The following is an 18012-nucleotide window of genomic DNA, read 5'->3' as shown; positions in this document are numbered from 1 at the left end:
TATTAAATTCTGCACGGCTATAAACACAAGAACTTATTGTAATAAAACTAAGCCCTTACAATTATAATGTCGACTAAACCAATAGATTTGTCAATTTGATTTAATGCGTAACAAACATGAAAGACTACGCTCAGAATAGAGGAATTATTTTCAGTTTAATCTGAGTTAATTATGACTCACTTCACAGCCAAGGGCTCTTGTGTGTCATTGGTCATTGTAGGTTGGACAATTTGTTGCCCAATGGCACTACTTTAAGGAAAGGAAAGAAAAATCGTAGTCCGTATTAGTGCAGCATAATACGGGAATGCCCTAGCTCAGTGCACTGAAATCCCGGATTACGCTGCGCTCATCCAGGCTACAAAAGCTTAAGGTAGTGCCATTAGACAATTTGTTGCCCAACCTATGTTATGATGTAAAAGCCTGTTCGGAGTATTAAACTTATTATCTCGCCCATTGAGAGGAAGATCATTTATTATCAAACTCTTAATATCCCACTCATTGTTGGTTCTTCACGCTCAATTGCATGCTCTTCGTTTGCAGCAGTTGGTGAAGACATAGGGTTCTCTTCAGTAGAAGGGGTTGAAGGAACAGAGGGAACAGAATGGATAGCCTTATAACTCCTAAGCTCTATTTCAAAATCATATAACTGATCAAGATTTGTAAATCTCTTTATAATAACGCGGCTTTTTCTTTTTTCTTCATTAATTTGTTGTTGTAAAAAATTAATTTTTCCCCCTAATAGTGAGTTAACACTACGAGCCGCCCGTTCATGGGCATTTAATTGAGTAGATAAAGTATCTATTAATGCATTTACTCTCGATTGCAGCATAGATCTTAATTGATCACTGGGCATTGTCCGCACAATAGAAAACTGATAAGCCAAATCTTCACTAGTTTCTCGAGAAGAAAAAGGACTAGCCAAAAATGACAGTACTTTTGAAAAAAAATTTTGTTCTTTTTGTGAAGCTAGTTCGTTTATTTTATTGTATAAAATAAGAAATTCCGCTTTTATTTTTTCACTTTTAAATTGAGCTATTTGTTCTAAATTAAGTTGAGTTATATCAAGCATCTTAACTAGCTCTTTATCATGAAAAAGATCCTGCTCCTCTTGAGAAAAATCACTTAAATCCCCTGACGCGACGTCTGCGAGAAAGTTTTTTAAACGATGTAATTGGCCTATCTGCTCATGGCAATTAGGAGGAAATAATTCTTTATCCAAAGGCTTATTCGGATCAGAGCGAAACTGAGGCAGTTGTTCTGTTTGCAATTTTTGCAAGGCGCTGATCCACTCATTAATTTGCATTCCCCGATTGACAAAACCTTCTTGTTCTTTATCCAACTCTGATAGCTGTGAATTGTAAATGAGAAAACTATCAAATAAAGGACAGGAACCAGTTCCTTCTATAATTAAATCAAAAAACTCATGAAATCCATTTTGACCATGATTTATAGTCACATTCTCTACTGTATAATCGCTTAGGGCATGTAGATTTTCACGCAATTGTTCAGCCTTGATTTTCAAATGTTTGCTCTCGTTGATCATTTCCTTATGATTTTGGGCAAACTTATCCCAAATACTGCGCAACGCCCCCCTTAGTTCAATCACTAATTTAAATAAAGAAGCGTCAGAGGGTAGGCCAGATAGATTCAATTCTTTACTAATCTTGGAAAGTAAATAATATAAATCATCTATAGCATAGACGGTCTTATTGTCACTTTGAATGACATGAAGTTGCTGTCTAATGTGATTCCACCGTGGATTATCCTGTAACCAATTGTTTTGACTTTCTAATTGTTCAATAACGGTATTAAACTGCGCTTTCATTACACGGGAATAGGCCTCTTCTTTGCAATCTTGAATAAAAGTAACATCCAATTGCTCATACCCGCTGCCAATTACAGTAAGGGTATCTAAAGTCTTTAACGTTTGATTAATCACATCACGCGTATTTCTATGACCAAAAGAAAATATCCATAAATCCTCGAGTTCAGCCTGATGATGGGCAAGTAGCTTATAAAGATCTTTAATTGCCTGTTTGCGAGTCGCAGTATCTATTGCATTTTTTACTGCATCTACGGCAACTAACAGATCTTGAGCGGCTGTTTTAACTGCGGTTCGTTCCAGCCAATACTCCAGCCCCCATCCTCTATTCTCCTCAAGGGCCCAAGATAAATTTTGTTCTAATGAATACGCAACATCAAAGGCAACATTATTAATATAAGTATTTTTTAGTTCTTCTAAATCATGAATTTCAGTCAATTGCAGACTAGAATAGTCATAGACTCTTAATAACTCGTTGATCATAGGTTGCATAAGATATCGTTCTGCTAAATTATCAAAATCAAACAAACTAAAATAATTATTTAGAAAACTGGCAATAGCTAAAAAGCTATCTATCCCTTTTAAACGTTCATTTAACATAGACTTGGATGCGCTACTTAAAGAAGAGGAATCGATCACTTGTGCAATTTCTGCAACTAGAAATTGAATCTGATTCTTGGCAAACACCAACTTATAGCGCTCCTTGGAAGCATCTGAATAAGCAAGCATGGCTCCATTCACATCTAAACCAAAATCCCCTGCTCTACTCATTTTCTTCTTTGCGCTAAAGATTGCTTTTCTTTTTTGACGGTCAGCTAATTGTTTTGCTTTTAATTGCTCTTCTAAAGATACTCTTTCTAAATAATGACAACGTAATTCATTGACAGAGCCTTTTTGAGTTTTTCCTACAGTTTTTCCCTTAAGAACATCACATTTTGTTTTCCAGATTGTAGCAACAGCTTGTTCATATTCCTTTAACGTCTTGTTTAGAATAGATGTTTGCAATTTCCCTTTTCTATCTCGTCTGATATAAGGATTAAAATATACTTTATCCGGATCTGAACTTGCCAAGCATTTAGTCCATTCTTCTTCTAATAAAGTCCTCAACTCCTCTCTGAAAACAAATAACTCGCTATCTAATCTTTTCCATTCATTTTTAGGATATAGTAAATGCAGCAACGCTTGCCATTCATCAATTTGTTGTAAAACGACTAATTGGATATCAGCAACAGCTTGCGTGTAATAACGCTCAATAGCAATTTCTTGACTTTTTTTACGATGAATTTTAGCTATTATGTCTATAGTACTGTCTTTCCCCTGCTCTGCTTGGTAAGACCAGGAACTAGAACACATTACCCGCTCCTCTTCATAGAGGACTACATAGCAACCAGGTCTATTTTTAGGCACTATTTGTTCAATAAATTTTCTTGTCTTATTGGGAGCTTCTGAATAAGTATGTATCCCCAAAAATCCACAATAATGATCGGTATTAAAGAAATGGCCTTTAGTTAATAGCGATGTGGCAATAGTAATTGTATTCGGTTGCCCCGCATGATTTGCTATCCAATCTGTTCTAGTTTCTTCACACTCATCGCCTGTGAATGCCCCTAATTGCACCGCTTTGCCATCTTTAGCAAATTGTTGGCTTAATTCTTGGAATAATTTCTCTACTTGATAAGCATCTTGAACTAATAAAACAATAGGTTGCCCTGATTGCGCCTGGGCAATGATACTCTTAATCTTTTGCAAAAGCGGTTCATTAATTGGTAAGTGATGGCAATCTAACTCTTCACGTTGATATTGCTCATGTGATGGCACGCGAATAGCAACCTCAATATTCAGCTCATTATTTTGTTTGGCGAGCTCCTGTTTCATAGTCGATTTACCAAAAATAGCCATAATACGGCCATTTTGTTTATAAAAATCAAATAACTCTTTAGAGGATACTGAATCGATAACTTCTTTTTCTGCGGTAATGAGAAACTGCAAAGAAGGATATTTTTTTTGTAATCGAGCATATAAAAAATGTTGTATTTCATGGCTAAAGAAAAAAGATTGTTGCTGCTTTTTTAAATAAACAGGAACTGCAACTGATGCCGATTGTTCCGTCGCATCAACGATAAAATCCTCTCCCTCTACTAATTGCTGCACTTTACAAGCTAAATTAATCCAGGAACTCAATGCTGTATCCGACAGCTCCTCTAATTGCTGTTTATGAATTGATGTCTTCGCATGGTTTTCAAGAAAAAGCTTTAAATAAATAACATCGAGCTCCTCATCCCATACTTCATCAGATAAGGTGTCTCTATTTCTGAACTCTTTTTGATTGATGAATTCATTAATTAAAGGATAAATCCACACATAAGGATTAAGTTGATGCACTTTTGATTGGTTGGCACTAGCTAATAAGTCAAATAATGTCCTGTTATTTAAAGAGGAACCATCCAATCCACTAATAATCACATTACTTGAAGGTTCTCTATTCCGGTCATCTGCAGTAAGAACCTCCTTTTCCTTTTGGGCACGTGAACGATACAACGCCAGATCAGCAATAGTCGTGTAATTTATACCATCAACCTGATAAGTGCCTGCCGGATCATCTGCTTCTACAGTAGCTGAAGGAATGTTCATCGCCGTAAAGAACAATTTTGCCCCCAACTCCCCATAATCTTTCGCTACCGCCTCCCGATAGGGAATACATACATCAACAGAACCTCCATCAGCGTTCACCCATTGCATCGCCGCACATAACAGCGTAACCAATTTTCTTTTTTCTTCTGGCTCTATTTCTATAAGGATGTTGTGTTGCTGATTATTCAAAGAAACTAGTACAGATAATATTTGAGTAGAATCAATAAATTGACCAGTAATGCGGAAGTATTGCTCTCTCATTACTGCAAGTAAATTTAATTGGGCTTTTAATCTAGATAATTTAGTGTTTTCACCAAAGATTGGAGTTCTTATCTGAACGGTTAATACCTTAGAAAGTTCACGTAATTCTAGCCGACTAAGCTTAGTTAAATCAGTATAGGTTTTATTTTTTACCATCAGAGGATGATCTTTGCCAATGGCATTGATATAAGTGACTTGTTGGGCCAATTCGTATTGCAATTCCGTGGTTAGATATTCTCTATTAACTGAATTGCGCATTTTGGCTATAACGCGCTGCACTTGTGATGTATCAAATTGTTGCTTAAGAATTTGCTCTGTAGACTGAATTATTCGGCCCTCAGCAGTATATTGAGGCGATCGCCTCTCCCAAGGATCTCTATCAAAAGTTTCTATATACGCTTTTAATTTTTTTCGCTCTTTTCCTAAAGCAGCAACAAATTGCTCTATATTGGGATAAGGTTTGTATCCATATAATTCCACAATAGAATTCAATAGAGTGCTGTGCTTTTCAAGTCCATCTTGCACGTCAAACAATAATCCTGAATGCTCGATCTTCTCATTTTCAGCAAGTGCAGTATGTACCATTATCCATTGCCTGATAATCTGATGATTGACCGTGCTTAGTTTATTTACCAAATTCAGATATCGAGACAAATCGTCCTGATGGCCAGCTCTACAATCATTGAGTAATAAAGTAAGCCAGGACGCTATAGAAGGAATATGTAGTATTTTCTCGTCAATAATCTTTTTTGTTTTTGCCATCGCAGAGTGAAGCAATTGCTCGTTAATCTCAGAGTCTTTTGTTTCGGAAGCCTGAATTACTGCTTCAAACATTGCTCTAATTTCAGGAATAGCATTATTTATTTTTGGTGTTCTCCGAGCGTCCTCAAATCGTTGTTGTACTTGAAAACGAACGGCTGTTTCCTTTTTCCCTTCGAGCCAATTTTGTTTTGCTTTTCTGATCTTAATAGGTGGTGTACCTTCACTTTTCATGTAGCTACTTCTCCTAAGGACATACGTCGTTATACCCTGCTTGTTAAACAGTTTAGTAAACGGTATGCCTTGTAAATATCGTATTCTCTTTTGTATAACCCACAAATTAGCTTTAGTGTCATCTATTCATGGTGAGCAGAATGCAACCGACAAACATTACCCAAAGATAGATTACCTAATCACAATTAGACTTCCTCCGGAAACTCGCTACAGAGAGAGAAGTGCGAGGAGCATACACGCATCGACGAAGCAACTCTCCTCTGTAATAGAGTTTCCACAGAAGTCTATTATGTAAAGGACACAGGCTAAGCACAAAGTCTAATAATTGCTTCGAATAGTAACACAGGAATACTACAGACCGTATGAAGAATTAGCTAAGATCTAATACTGCACTTAATAATTGGCGAGTGTATGGATGTTCGGGATGTTTAAGGATACGATGACAGCTCCCAAATTCTACTGCTACCCCATCTTTCATCACCAATACGTCATCAGCAATATAAGATACAACCCCCATATTATGAGTAATAAAAAGATAAGAAATTCCCGTTTCTTGTTGTAATTCTTTTAATAAATTAAGAATTTGTGCCTGTACAGAAACATCTAAAGCACTTGTTGGCTCATCGCAAATTAAAATATCCGGCTCTGTTGCTAAGGCTCTAGCAATACAAATCCGCTGTCGTTGGCCGCCTGAAAACTGATGGGGGTAGCGCTCTAAACTAGTGCTGGGTAAATTAACTTGATTAATCAGTTTCTTTAACTTTGTGTTGATTAGTGAATGTTTCACTCCTTGGGCATACATGCCTTCAGCAATAATTTCGCTAACAGTCATTCGAGGATTCATAGAGGAAAAGGGATCTTGAAAAATAATTTGTACTTGTTTTCTATATCGCCTCAATGCTCGACCTTTAAGAGAAAGAATATTTTGCTCTTTGTATCTGATTTCTCCTCCAGCCACCGGTAATAAACGTAACAAGGCTCGGCTTGTACTTGTTTTTCCGCAGCCCGACTCTCCTACTAAAGCTAAAGTTTTACCTTTTTGTAAATGAAAAGACAAACCATCAACTGCCTTAAAAATAACTTTATGGCGACTAAAAATCCCCTTTTTTTGCTCAAAATGAACTGATAAATCCTTAACGTTTAATATAGTTTCCGTCTGTTCATTGGTTACATTCCAAACCAGCTTATTTTTTTCCAATGGCGGTAACTGATTTAAATCAGGATATAAATGACAACGTAGCAAACGATTATTGATTACTTGTAATTGCGGTTCCTCTTGTTTACATCGCTCAAATACGTAAATGCATCGTGTATGAAAACGGCAGCCTGAAGGCAAAGCATCTAAAACAGGTACAGAGCCAGTGATCACTGATAATTTTTCTTCTCGTTTAGCAAAAGAAGGAAGTGAAGCGAGTAATTGTTGTACGTAAGGATGACCAACCTGAGAAAAAAAATCCTGTGCTGATGCTTGCTCTACTACTTGCCCAGCATACATAACACACACTCGGTCCGCCATTTCTCGAGCTACCCCTAAATCGTGAGTAATCAGCAATAAACTCATTTTATGGCTTTGCTGAATCTTTTTTAATAAAGCTAAAATTTGTGCTTGAATTGTTACATCCAAAGCGGTAGTTGGCTCATCAGCAATCAACACATCCGGTTTGCATGCTAATGCCATAGCAATCACTACTCGTTGTTTTTGACCTCCTGAAAGTTGATGAGGATATTGATGGATTTTTATATGTGGTTGAGGCATTTCCACTTCATTGAGTAAGCTTAAAAGTGCTTCTTTTAATTCAGTACGAGTAAAATCATGATGCCTGATGAGAATTTCAGAGATTTGCTCTCCTATGGTCATTACAGGGTTTAAAGAGGTCATTGGCTCCTGAAATATCATTGCCAGCCGCCGCCCCCGTAACTGCCTCATCATGCGTTCGGGTAAATTTAAAATATCAACTCCATTAACATACAATTGACTATCAACGCCATAAACCCCTGTTCGAGGCAACAAACGCATCATAGCAAGGGAGGTTAATGATTTACCACAACCCGACTCACCTAATAAAACTAAAGTTTCACCAGGGTATAAATTGAAACTAACCCTATCAATTGCAGAAATAGTTTTATGGCCACTTTGAAAAGCAACTGATAATTGATTAATTTCTGCAGTGTTTTCCATGATATAAATTAGATATTTATGATGATTCACTGTAACAAGACAATAGCGGCATTAGCAATAAGAGCATTTAAATTTACATGGATAATCTGTTTCTAATTGATGGATTATTGGGTTAAATTACAGAAACAAAGCAAATGGTTCATTAATAAAAGACACCTCAGTACGAGCTCCATATATCCCAATATTAAACTGTCCTTTTTTAAACATACGCATGATTTCAAATCCCGATAGCTAATTCCATTAATTTGCTCTGGTTAGTTTAAATTATAAACTAATGTTCGTTTTTGCAGCGAAGCCATGTATAAAGTCTTGTGGTTTTTATTGAACAAATAGAAGAAAATGAGTACAATTAATCGCAAATAAAAACATTCCCTGGTAGGCTATGAATAGCAATCTCTTTAATAAGCATTTCTTCGATCTTTCATTACACCAAGATCCAAATAACTTTCCTACAATTTATAATGAAGCGCCGGTCTATTTTGTTGCTGTTTCTGAACAAGATACCAATACGCAATTAGTCGAATTTAGACAGTCTTCCGCTTTTCCATTATTTAAAACTCAATTTGAACTATTATTAACGAAGATAGACGAATGGTGTTTTAATCATAATATCCAGGAAATTTTTCCTCAAAGAAATAATCTCTCCGCAATCTCAATATTTAAAGAAAATTTATTTGCTGAGAACAGACATTTTGATATTGGTGAAGCAGTGCTTTTTAACCAGGGGAAAAAAGCGCTCGAAGAATTATTTTTGCTTATAGAGAATAATCAAATTTCTGTTGATGGGAAAAAAAATGTGCTCTCTAATTTGCAAAAAGGGATTGTCGTTTGTGTTGGTGGTGTATTAACCAATGTAGTCGATGCCAAGGATGATTTAAAAGCTCATACAGGAATCAACGAAATCTTATATAAAATCAAAGTCACATTTATTCAACAAATAGCAATAACGGAAATTCGACAACGATATGGCAATACAGCAGGAAACGAGATTCACTATGTAAATGCCTATTATAATAGTGTAGCTAAAGATTATAGACTAAAACAAAAAGAAGATAATTTCATTCATTATGCATTAAAAAATATTAATTCAATTGACTTAGAAGAGTTTAAAAAGACGCTCAATGAGCGTTTTACTCCGAAAATAGTGTTTAATAATCTTATTGATAAGCTCAAAGAGGATTGGAACACACTCTATAATGCCCTTCTTAAGGATCTGGACAATAATCCTCGTATTCAATCTTCTGAATCAGAAAAACTAAGCCGCCTCTTTTTTTATCAGGAACAATGGAATCAAAAATATGCTGCCTTATTTGAACTCAGCATTTATGATTTAGGCAACGCACAAGACGATGGGGATTTCATACTCCATGATCTGATGATACTAAATTCAACGCTTATCCCCAAAGTAATAAAATATTTTAGCGAACGCTACCTAAATCAAGCAAGAAAACGTCTCCTGCCCATCAATGATAACGCTTATATCAGTTATTGTGATGAACTACTTTGGTGTGAAAACCAAGGTAATCCCGAATTAGTCACTCTAGAAATCATGCAACAGATTGATAAGGAATCTCTATCGCCTGAAGCGATGATTAACTACTGTTATGTGATGGAGCAATTGTTAGTGGAATATCCTAATGCTAAAGAACAACTTTTGCATCTATTAAATCCATTAAGTGATGAGTTTTCCCGTATTATTTTAGAGCATATGTTATTAACTCTTATATTTTTTATAGAAAAAAATGATTTGGCTCGTGGTTTAAAGGAGCGTTTTTATTCTGATACCAATCGATTGCATCAATTAATCTCTGCCTATCCTGATGTAATATTAAATTACTTATTTGAACTAAAAAACGCACACCACTTCCAAGATCCTGCCTTTATTAATGATGTTCTTGATGAAATGTATGATAATGAGGATGCAGGTGAAGCGACTACGCTACTTTGGTATTTAGTACATTATGGAATGTGGAGCTCAGTTGATCTATTAATCCAAAACCAATCAATTACTATCAAACAGTTAACAATTGCCCCAGTAAATGGAGTTTATCAAGGAGTTAATACGTTAAGACTTTTAGCTGATATGCAGCAATGGCACTTAATAAAAAAGCTTCTATCTCTTAAGCTCATTACTTCAGAACAATTAGATTCAATATCTCAACAAGGAAAGTATAAAAAAATGCCTGTGCTATGGCTTTTTGCTTGTTGCAATCAATGGGAAATAATCAAAGAGCTTATACAGCAAAATTTAATTACATCAATGCAGCTCTCTTTCTTAATTGAAGGAATGAATCTACTCTGGATTTTCGCAAATTATAGTCAATGGGAAATAATCCAAACACTGATCAACAAAAATTTGGTTAGTGCAGAACACCTGCTTTCCAAACCACAAGAGGGGCCCAATCAAGGAAAAAATATATTGTGGTTTTTGGCTGCAAATCAAAAATGGCAACTATTTGATGATTTTTTAAATCACTTTGTAATTACAGCAGAACAGTTATCCTCCTTAGCAGAACAAGGAGAAGATAAAGGCATCAACATACCGTGGCTTTTAGTGCGTTATGGTCAATGGCGGTTGTTCAAAAAGCTTTTAGAACAAAGGCTAATTACCTCAGAACAACTCCTTCCCGTGCCACAACAAAGAGAATTTCAGGGAAAAAATGTTCTGTGGCTTTTAGTGCTTCAATTCAAATGGGAATTTATTACAGAACTGTTAAAGCAAAAACGCATCACCTCAGAACACTTACACTTTACTCTCCAAGAGGGAAAAAATAAGGGACTACCTATAACATGGTGCTTAGCAGCTCATCCGCGTCAATGGAGCATATTTGAAGAATTGGTTCGTCAAAAGCTGATTACTTCAGAACAATTATCATTTGCACCACAAGAAGGTCCAAACAAAGGAGCCAATGCTCTATGGCTTTTAGCTTATAGGTGTCGATGGGAAATAATAGCAGAGCTAGTACAGCAAAAACTGATTACATCGCAACACCTTTCATCCATGCTTCACGAAGGTGATAAGCAAGGCATAAATGTATTGTGCTTTTTAGCTTATCATCGCCAATGGAGAACAATTGAAAAGCTTTTACATCAAAAGCTGATTACATCAGAACAGTTATCTTGCCTCCCACCTAAAGGGGCAGAGCAAAATGTAAATGTGCTATTGTCTTTAGCCTGTCACCATCAATGGAGTCTTATCAAAGAGTTATTGCAGCAAAAATTGATTACATCAGAACAACTCTCGTCTACTTTTTCTGATGGCCCCAGCCAAGGAAAAAATGTGCTCTGGCTTTTAGCAAGACATCAGCAGTGGGAAATTATAAAAGACCTTTTACATCAAAAGCTGATTACTTCAGAACACTTATATTCTTCCCCCAAAAAACAAACGAGCCTGCTAAGCTATTTTATCATCAGTAAACGGGAAAAAGATGAGGGAAAAAATGTTCTCTCATTCTTGGCTGCTCATCATCAAAAGCACATCTTTAATGAACTTTCAAAGCAAAATTTGATTAACAAAGAGCAGTTATCTTCCTTATGCCCACCAAAAGATAAAAAGGAAAAGAAATTCAAACATGGTTTATTTAAAGATCAAGCTCAGCAACAAAAAGAGAACACACAAAATACATCCCATAAAAGGCCTGGGACTAAAGATCGGGCTCCATTGAAAAAACGAGCATTAGTTTATAATTTAAACTAACAAGATCGGTGAATTCAACTTATCAATGCAACTTTTGTATATAAAACAAACAGTAGAAGAGATTAAACTTCACACTGTTTTAATACAGGAGTTCATTAATGGGTTACAAGCGTTTGGATTATCTTAGGCGTTTATATCCCATAGCTCAACTCCTGTACAAAATCAGCAAAGGATTTTACCTTAACTGAACTGATTGTTTTATATACAAAAGTTGCATTAACGAGTTGAATCCGCTTTCATAGTCTTCAATGATAGAAATTAAGCGTCTATCCGCATTCTTCATTGAGGTATTTTATGAAAGTACTCGGAATAATGCTCCAATTTATATTTCTAATTTAGAGCCTGTATTTCTACCATAGAAGAACTTGTGATTCCCAGGCGACTTGCAGCCGCATAAGAAAGATCTATAATTCGCGAACTATAAAAGGGGCCACGATCATTAATACGAACCACCACTGTTCGTCCATTTTTTACATTCTTAACTCGTAGTCGGGTATTAAATGGAAGCGTAGGATGTGCAGCCGTCATAGAATACATATTGTATCGCTCTCCATTAGATGTCTTATGATGATGGAGGCGTTTACTATAAAACGAAGCGAGTCCTCGTGCTTTGTACCCTTTTGCAGATCTAACAGGTGTATATACTTTACCCTTAACTTTATAAGAAGCTATTTCATGTCCGAGAGGCTTTGTTTTCATACAGGCGGTTAAACTAACTAACAATCCTGTAATGACAAAATATTGCATAGTTTTACTGGCTAATCTCATGCTTATCCTCAAATACCAAATGAGCCTGGAAACATAGCATATTGATTAAAGTCTGGCGACATATTCGTTGAATACTGAGAATACTATCTAATACTGGATCCTTTAACATAGATAGTCAGCATCTCCAAATTTATGACAATTATGCTATTTTATAAGTCATAACAAAGGGGTTGATTATTCGCATAATATGCCTCCGACTAAAATGGTAATTTGCTTACCTGAACCCCTAGTAGTAATCATTACTTTAAGCCCAACAAATCCTTGCCGATAGTTCATGTTTATACAGAGAATGCAAATGCTCTCCACCTGTGATAACTAATAAGTTATCTTTAGAAAAGTTCTTTAATGCATTCAGTTTAGTCATTAATATAAAAGTAAATCTATCTAATATCAGAACTAATCAGACTTAATATAGTTGAATTCATCGCTGAGGAAAAATTGCCCACGCCTACTCTAAACTAATTCATATTAATTGATATTCAACTTAATCTTGGAGTTTCTTGAAGCGCCAAGTGCTCAATTTCATCCATTTCACTTACATTTTTAATTTTGTTTCCATGAAATAAAATATCGAGTTCAGAAAAATCCTTCTTCAGACGAAATAAATGAATTGCACCTATTCTGCCTATATTGTTGAACTGTATGCTGAGCTGAGTAATTTCATTAAAATCGCTTAGTTGTTCACTTAAAGTAACCGCACCTTCATCCGTAATCTTATTCCTATCCAAATCAATGATGGTAGGGGTAGGTTTCCTTTGTTTTATCGTTTCTATTATTTCTTTGATTTCATAATCCTCGATTTCCATATCTACTAAACTTATTGTTGTCATATTCTTATTCGCAGTAATTTTTTCTAATATTTCTGGTCTCATATCGCCTCCACCTATTGTTTAATATTCCATAATATCTTTTGAGTATACTCCCATTCTTTCAATACTCTTAGTATAACAAATCATGGAATAGAAGGGCTTGGATCTGTATTGGAAAGGAATTTCTCTTGTTGTTTAAACATATCAGCTAATGCTTTTTCCGAAGAGGTTTTTATGCCAACTTTTCCTGTAAACCACCCTTGAGCTTTCTTTAACACATCATATTCGTATGAAGCCTCTATTTTCGTTTTTAAGTCAGCTAATTCTTTTTTTGAGGTGGTTTCCTCAATTTGCTGTCTAAAATCTTCTAAAATTTTGGTTTTTAAATGGTCACCTTTTAAATTTCCATACTTGCTTTTAAAATTTTTAAACTCTTCCGAACTTTCAGGTTTTTGAAATGATACATTGGATAGGTCGACAGTCCGTTTTTTATGATCTCTGCCAGACAAAGGATCGGACGTTTTGTAAGAATAATTATTCTTTATCCAATAAGCCTCTACTTCAAATATTCTAAAAGAATCTTTGCCAAAAACTAACTTCCGCAAAGCCCCCTTTTGCTGTTCCATTCCATTTTTGCACGCTACTAATGAATACTTAGGATCTACATGCGTTATATTAGTTTCAATACCTAGATTTCTGTTTAGAGAGATACTATTGGACACAACCACGTGCGACGTCGGCAGCCCCAATAAAGAGGAATCCTCCAATATGAGATTATCATAATTATCTTTAGCAATCCCCCAAGCATGATCAAGACATACATCCACTGCTGTTATGAAGGGAGTTCCTCCTGGTGTCTTACATCGAACTATATTATTAAAAGAAAGTTCGTTGATGTCTCCATTAACCGTTATTTGAGGTATTGATGCATGTTTTTTTAAATTATCAAATACAGGAAGTGCTGTGAAGTTACCTAATCCATCCGGGATTTTATATCGAACATCTATAGGTGAAGTATAACTTTTAACAATGAATTGAAAATCAGGTGGTTGACCGCAAGTGATATGGGGTGTCACATTCATTACCTTATCATCATTTGTTTTTACAGCAAAAGACCCAAGAATTAATTGAACCCCTGGAGAAAGGGTTTCCGCTTTCGCTGCGATTTTATTTTGTAATTCTTCAAATTCTTGCAAAGTAAGGGGTTCTTTAGTGTAAAAGAAGAATTCATTAGTACTTAAGCGAGTAATGTAATCAGGATTAAAGTCAGTCGTTCCAAGATAATAACAGTTTGCTTTATAGGTTTTTTCAGCATCATCCATTAGCTCACTAATGCTGCTATCTAACCTTACGATCATTTCTTCGCGTTCAGACAGAGTCATTGGGGAACGTGGCAAAGGATCGTTTTTTGTAAGAGCCTCACCCACTGGATTGTTATCTCCAATTTTTGCTACAACTACTTTTTCATGGATAACTGGTTTTCTTGGCATAGGACTATCTTGCATAATTGAAGACATGTATTAATTATAAACACAGAAATCAGTAATTACCCATTTTCCGCATTACTCTGATACTGATCAATAGCCAAAGCTGCTAAATTTGTTGCTTCTGTGAAATATAATACCAAACCATCTGCAGCATAGTTTTTTAGCACCTCTATTGCCTAATAAATGTATATATGGGATAATATTAGTGCGGTTGACTGATGAACTTAAAATCAGTTTGAGCGCGCGACCTATCTTCTCCTTAAGGAATATCGGAGAACTGGTACTCCTAGTTTTAATCATTGAAACGGGTTCGTCGCTGAGATAAGACCTAATGAAATAAGGGTGTGTTGTTACATCAGCATTCATTGAGCTTGGTTCAGCGCAAATAGCTCTTCTTTGCATCACCTGACTCATTTAGTCTTGTTACGTTTTCTAACCAGCATAACAAATAGATAAATTTATCTCTTTATTAAGCTTTTTAAGGGAAAAATCGTGCAAGATAAAATTGATTTCTCTCTCATTTCAGATTTTAAAGTACTAGCATTTGATGTTTCAGAGACGTTACAAACTGGAGATCAAGCAATTGGAGTTAAGGAGTAGGAAGTGTTATCAAAAACTGATAAATTCAACAATCAAGGCGAACGCGCTTTGCAAAATAAAGATTATAACAGAGCACTAGAATTATTTGATAAAGCACTAAAGAAAAACCCAAAAAATGGCCTTTTCTTCTATAATAAAGGGCTTGCGCATCTAGGGCTTGGGGAGTATCCCTCTGCTATTATTGCTTTTGAACAAGCTGAGCTTTTGGAGCCCGGATTGAAAGTTCAGATAAGCGGTAAAAAGAGAGAGGTTATAGCGTTATCGGCAAAGATGAGTCGAGAAGACCTCGATCAATACAGTACCCCTTCAGAAGAGTTTTTTCGCTTTGATCTTTGCTCAAAAACCTATCAAATGAAATTGGCTCAATTATGTCAATTTCACCAAAATCTAAAAACACTTAATTACGCTCAAAAAATTGAGTGGATTATTACGTTAATGGAGTTCTCCTTTTGCTATTACAATCGTGACATTAGCCCTATGCCCTTCGTAAATCCAGGTTTTATTGAATCAACAGAGTCTGGTAGAAAAAGACGTTTGAAAAAAATGGAACGAATTATAAAAATTCTGGTCGGAAAAGCAGAGGAAGGTCATCATGCAGAATTTTTTGACTCATACCTCTTAGCGATATGCAAAAATTTGGAAGATGATATATTTCTTCAAGACAGCCAATTAGTGTTTCGTATGATTTTTGAAGCAATGCATCAACTTCCCAGAAAGGAGCGCACTGAATTAATCGAGCACTTACCTTGGGGTACGAATTCTTGGTATTTTTTTGAATTTTGCAGCACTTTTTTTAAATCAAAGGAGTATACGAGTCCCATTCCCTTTGTCATAAGAAAAGAGGACCTTGAGGAAGAACTGGGTGATGGTAAACAACTCAAAGGCCCCTTAACTCATTTTCATCGCTCTTTAATGGAAGACAGCTGTCTGGTAAAAGCAGTAATTCCTGATCTTTTAGTTGATGACTTACCCAAACTACATCGTTTTTTCCTCTCTGTTAAAGCCAATTTGGCAAATCCCGCGTCTTTAATTGACCCATTAGAAGAACTAAATAATTTAAAACCCTTATTATGGTATTTTAAGCAATCTTATCAATTGGTTAAGTTAACGGCTCTAATACCAAGGGAATTTAATTCACCAATAACATTCCATCATCTTGATAACGAAAAAACTATTGAACTGTCCCCGTTAATAAATTTATTTATGCTCGATTACACTCCTGATTTTACTAGTAATATAAAAAGCAAACTCGCCTTCATTAGACGGATACAACTAATTGGTGAAATTTTCACAAGAAGAGGCTGGGGTGGGCAAGTAGACAGTATAGACTTCATGGATCCAGAAATCCTCTCGGATATTAGAAATGGGCTATGTCATGTTGAAGATCTTCATTCCACCGCTTTAATTGATGATCTTGAACAAAATAATGCAACCATAATGGCTTTATATTCTGAATTTGTTCATTTGCGAGAAGTTATCTATAAGGTGATCAAACAAAGACAGAATAGCTTTAGTCCTTGGCCTGATACCTCTACCCCTTTCCAAGAATGGCAAGGTCCAGTATATGCATATTGGGATACCGTCAAAGAGTATTATAAGGCTCCCACACCTTTTAATTTCAATACATTCATTCCTAACAAGACATTGCTTCCAGAGGCCAAAATGACCTCCTTTTTGCAAATGCTTAATCCAAATGCACCTTTATATACTAAAATGTGCAGAATGCTTAGCGGACAAGAAGCCTTTATTGAAGTCAGCAGTGAGGAATTACAAAGCCTTCTTAATCCTGGAATAAAAAAAGGCCCAGCTTCTAAAATTTTAAAAGCTGCTTTTAAAGAGTACAAGGCCCTAAGAGGTCAGGAGTCTAAAAAGATAACCGCACATAAAAAAGCACAGGAAGAAGGAATTAAAAGCACTAAACGAAGCACCATGGCTTCAGACTTTCCCTGTCTACGCCAGCTAGGTATCGCATCAATCAAGGAACTTCATTCACCAGATAAAATGGATTTAAATGACCTCCTTAATTTTCTAAAATCACGCCTCTCTCTTTTAGAACAATTATTTATTAGTTCTGGTATTAATCTTGCTGCAAAAAAATCCATCTGTATCGGATTTATTAACTCAATCATTATTAACGATATAGAAGCACAGTTGGCATGTTCTTATCTGATACCTCAAATCGTCTCAATACTTACCAAACTAGAAAAGTTACATCTTTTGGCAACAATTCATCCCCAATTACCTTCATGTATGGTTGAGCTGGTGAGTTTAAGAAATGCTCTTGAACATAATGACCCTGTTATTGACAGTAAAGACGATGCATTTATTCACATGCGAAGTAAAATCAGTCTCTTAATGGGGACGGTAACTTATGAATTACTCGTTACATTCTCTGAGCATATCATGACCGTTAATCCCGACTTATTAATTGATTTATCTGGGGATATTATTGAAGAGGAAGGAGAGAAATCAAAAAGCACCCAGGCATTAAATGTTTCAGGTTTAATCTATCCCCCAACGCAAACAATAAGCATTGTTGATGGGAATCCATTTGTATTCTTCCCCTCAGGGACATTAAATGAGACCTCAAATAATTCTTCCGTCAAAACAGAAGACCAGAAACCTCTGATGGACATGCAATGACTATTTGATTGTTCCATGGACGAATGGCAACTGTAAGACTTTAACCCTACGTCCCAGGTTCCTCGGACAGGCCATGGGACGTAGGTAAGTATCTTAGAGCCTATCCGAAAAATACCATTCTA

Annotated in this window: 7 protein-coding genes; 2 read left to right on the top strand and 5 right to left on the bottom strand. The window is 35.8% G+C overall.

Translation table 11 applies throughout. From position 1 onward, the window contains the following. Positions 1 to 475: 475 nt before the first annotated feature. Both LFA_RS02440 and LFA_RS02435 read right to left on the bottom strand, forming a co-directional pair. Positions 476 to 5707 carry a hypothetical protein gene (locus LFA_RS02440; protein WP_045094767.1) on the bottom strand — a complete coding sequence of 1744 codons (5232 nt, stop codon included), beginning with the start codon at positions 5705 to 5707 and terminating at the stop codon, positions 476 to 478. Between the two features lie 370 nt (positions 5708 to 6077). Next, the gene (locus LFA_RS02435; protein WP_045094766.1) at positions 6078 to 7886 is read right to left on the bottom strand and encodes an ABC transporter ATP-binding protein; all 1809 of its coding nucleotides are present in this window, start codon (positions 7884 to 7886) and stop codon (positions 6078 to 6080) included. Between the two features lie 382 nt (positions 7887 to 8268). On the opposite strand from LFA_RS02435, the gene LFA_RS02430 reads away from it, so the two are divergent. Further along, positions 8269 to 11583: a hypothetical protein gene (locus tag LFA_RS02430; RefSeq protein WP_045094765.1), complete on the top strand. Its 3315-nt coding sequence runs from the start codon at positions 8269 to 8271 to the stop codon at positions 11581 to 11583. A 330-nt stretch (positions 11584 to 11913) separates the two neighbouring features. On the opposite strand, the gene LFA_RS02425 is transcribed toward LFA_RS02430, so the two are convergent. The 3 genes from LFA_RS02425 to LFA_RS02415 form a co-directional block, all read right to left on the bottom strand. After that, positions 11914 to 12351 (bottom strand): septal ring lytic transglycosylase RlpA family protein, encoded by a 438-nt coding sequence (locus tag LFA_RS02425; RefSeq protein WP_045094764.1) that lies wholly within the window; start codon positions 12349 to 12351, stop codon positions 11914 to 11916. Positions 12352 to 12830: 479 nt separating this feature from the next. After that, complete coding sequence (locus LFA_RS02420) at positions 12831 to 13223, bottom strand: leucine-rich repeat domain-containing protein (protein ID WP_045094763.1); 393 nt, start codon at positions 13221 to 13223, stop codon at positions 12831 to 12833. Between the two features lie 80 nt (positions 13224 to 13303). Then, positions 13304 to 14650 (bottom strand): hypothetical protein, encoded by a 1347-nt coding sequence (locus LFA_RS02415; RefSeq protein WP_172653450.1) that lies wholly within the window; start codon positions 14648 to 14650, stop codon positions 13304 to 13306. A gap of 600 nt (positions 14651 to 15250) precedes the next feature. Here LFA_RS02415 and LFA_RS02410 point away from each other — a divergent pair. Then, positions 15251 to 17890, top strand: coding sequence for a tetratricopeptide repeat protein (locus tag LFA_RS02410; protein ID WP_045094761.1), 2640 nt, complete (start codon positions 15251 to 15253; stop codon positions 17888 to 17890). The last annotated feature ends 122 nt before the right edge of the window (positions 17891 to 18012 follow it).

This window comes from Legionella fallonii LLAP-10, from assembly GCF_000953135.1.
Taxonomy (GTDB): domain Bacteria; phylum Pseudomonadota; class Gammaproteobacteria; order Legionellales; family Legionellaceae; genus Legionella; species Legionella fallonii.
This window is presented reverse-complemented; position numbering and strand designations above follow the sequence as displayed.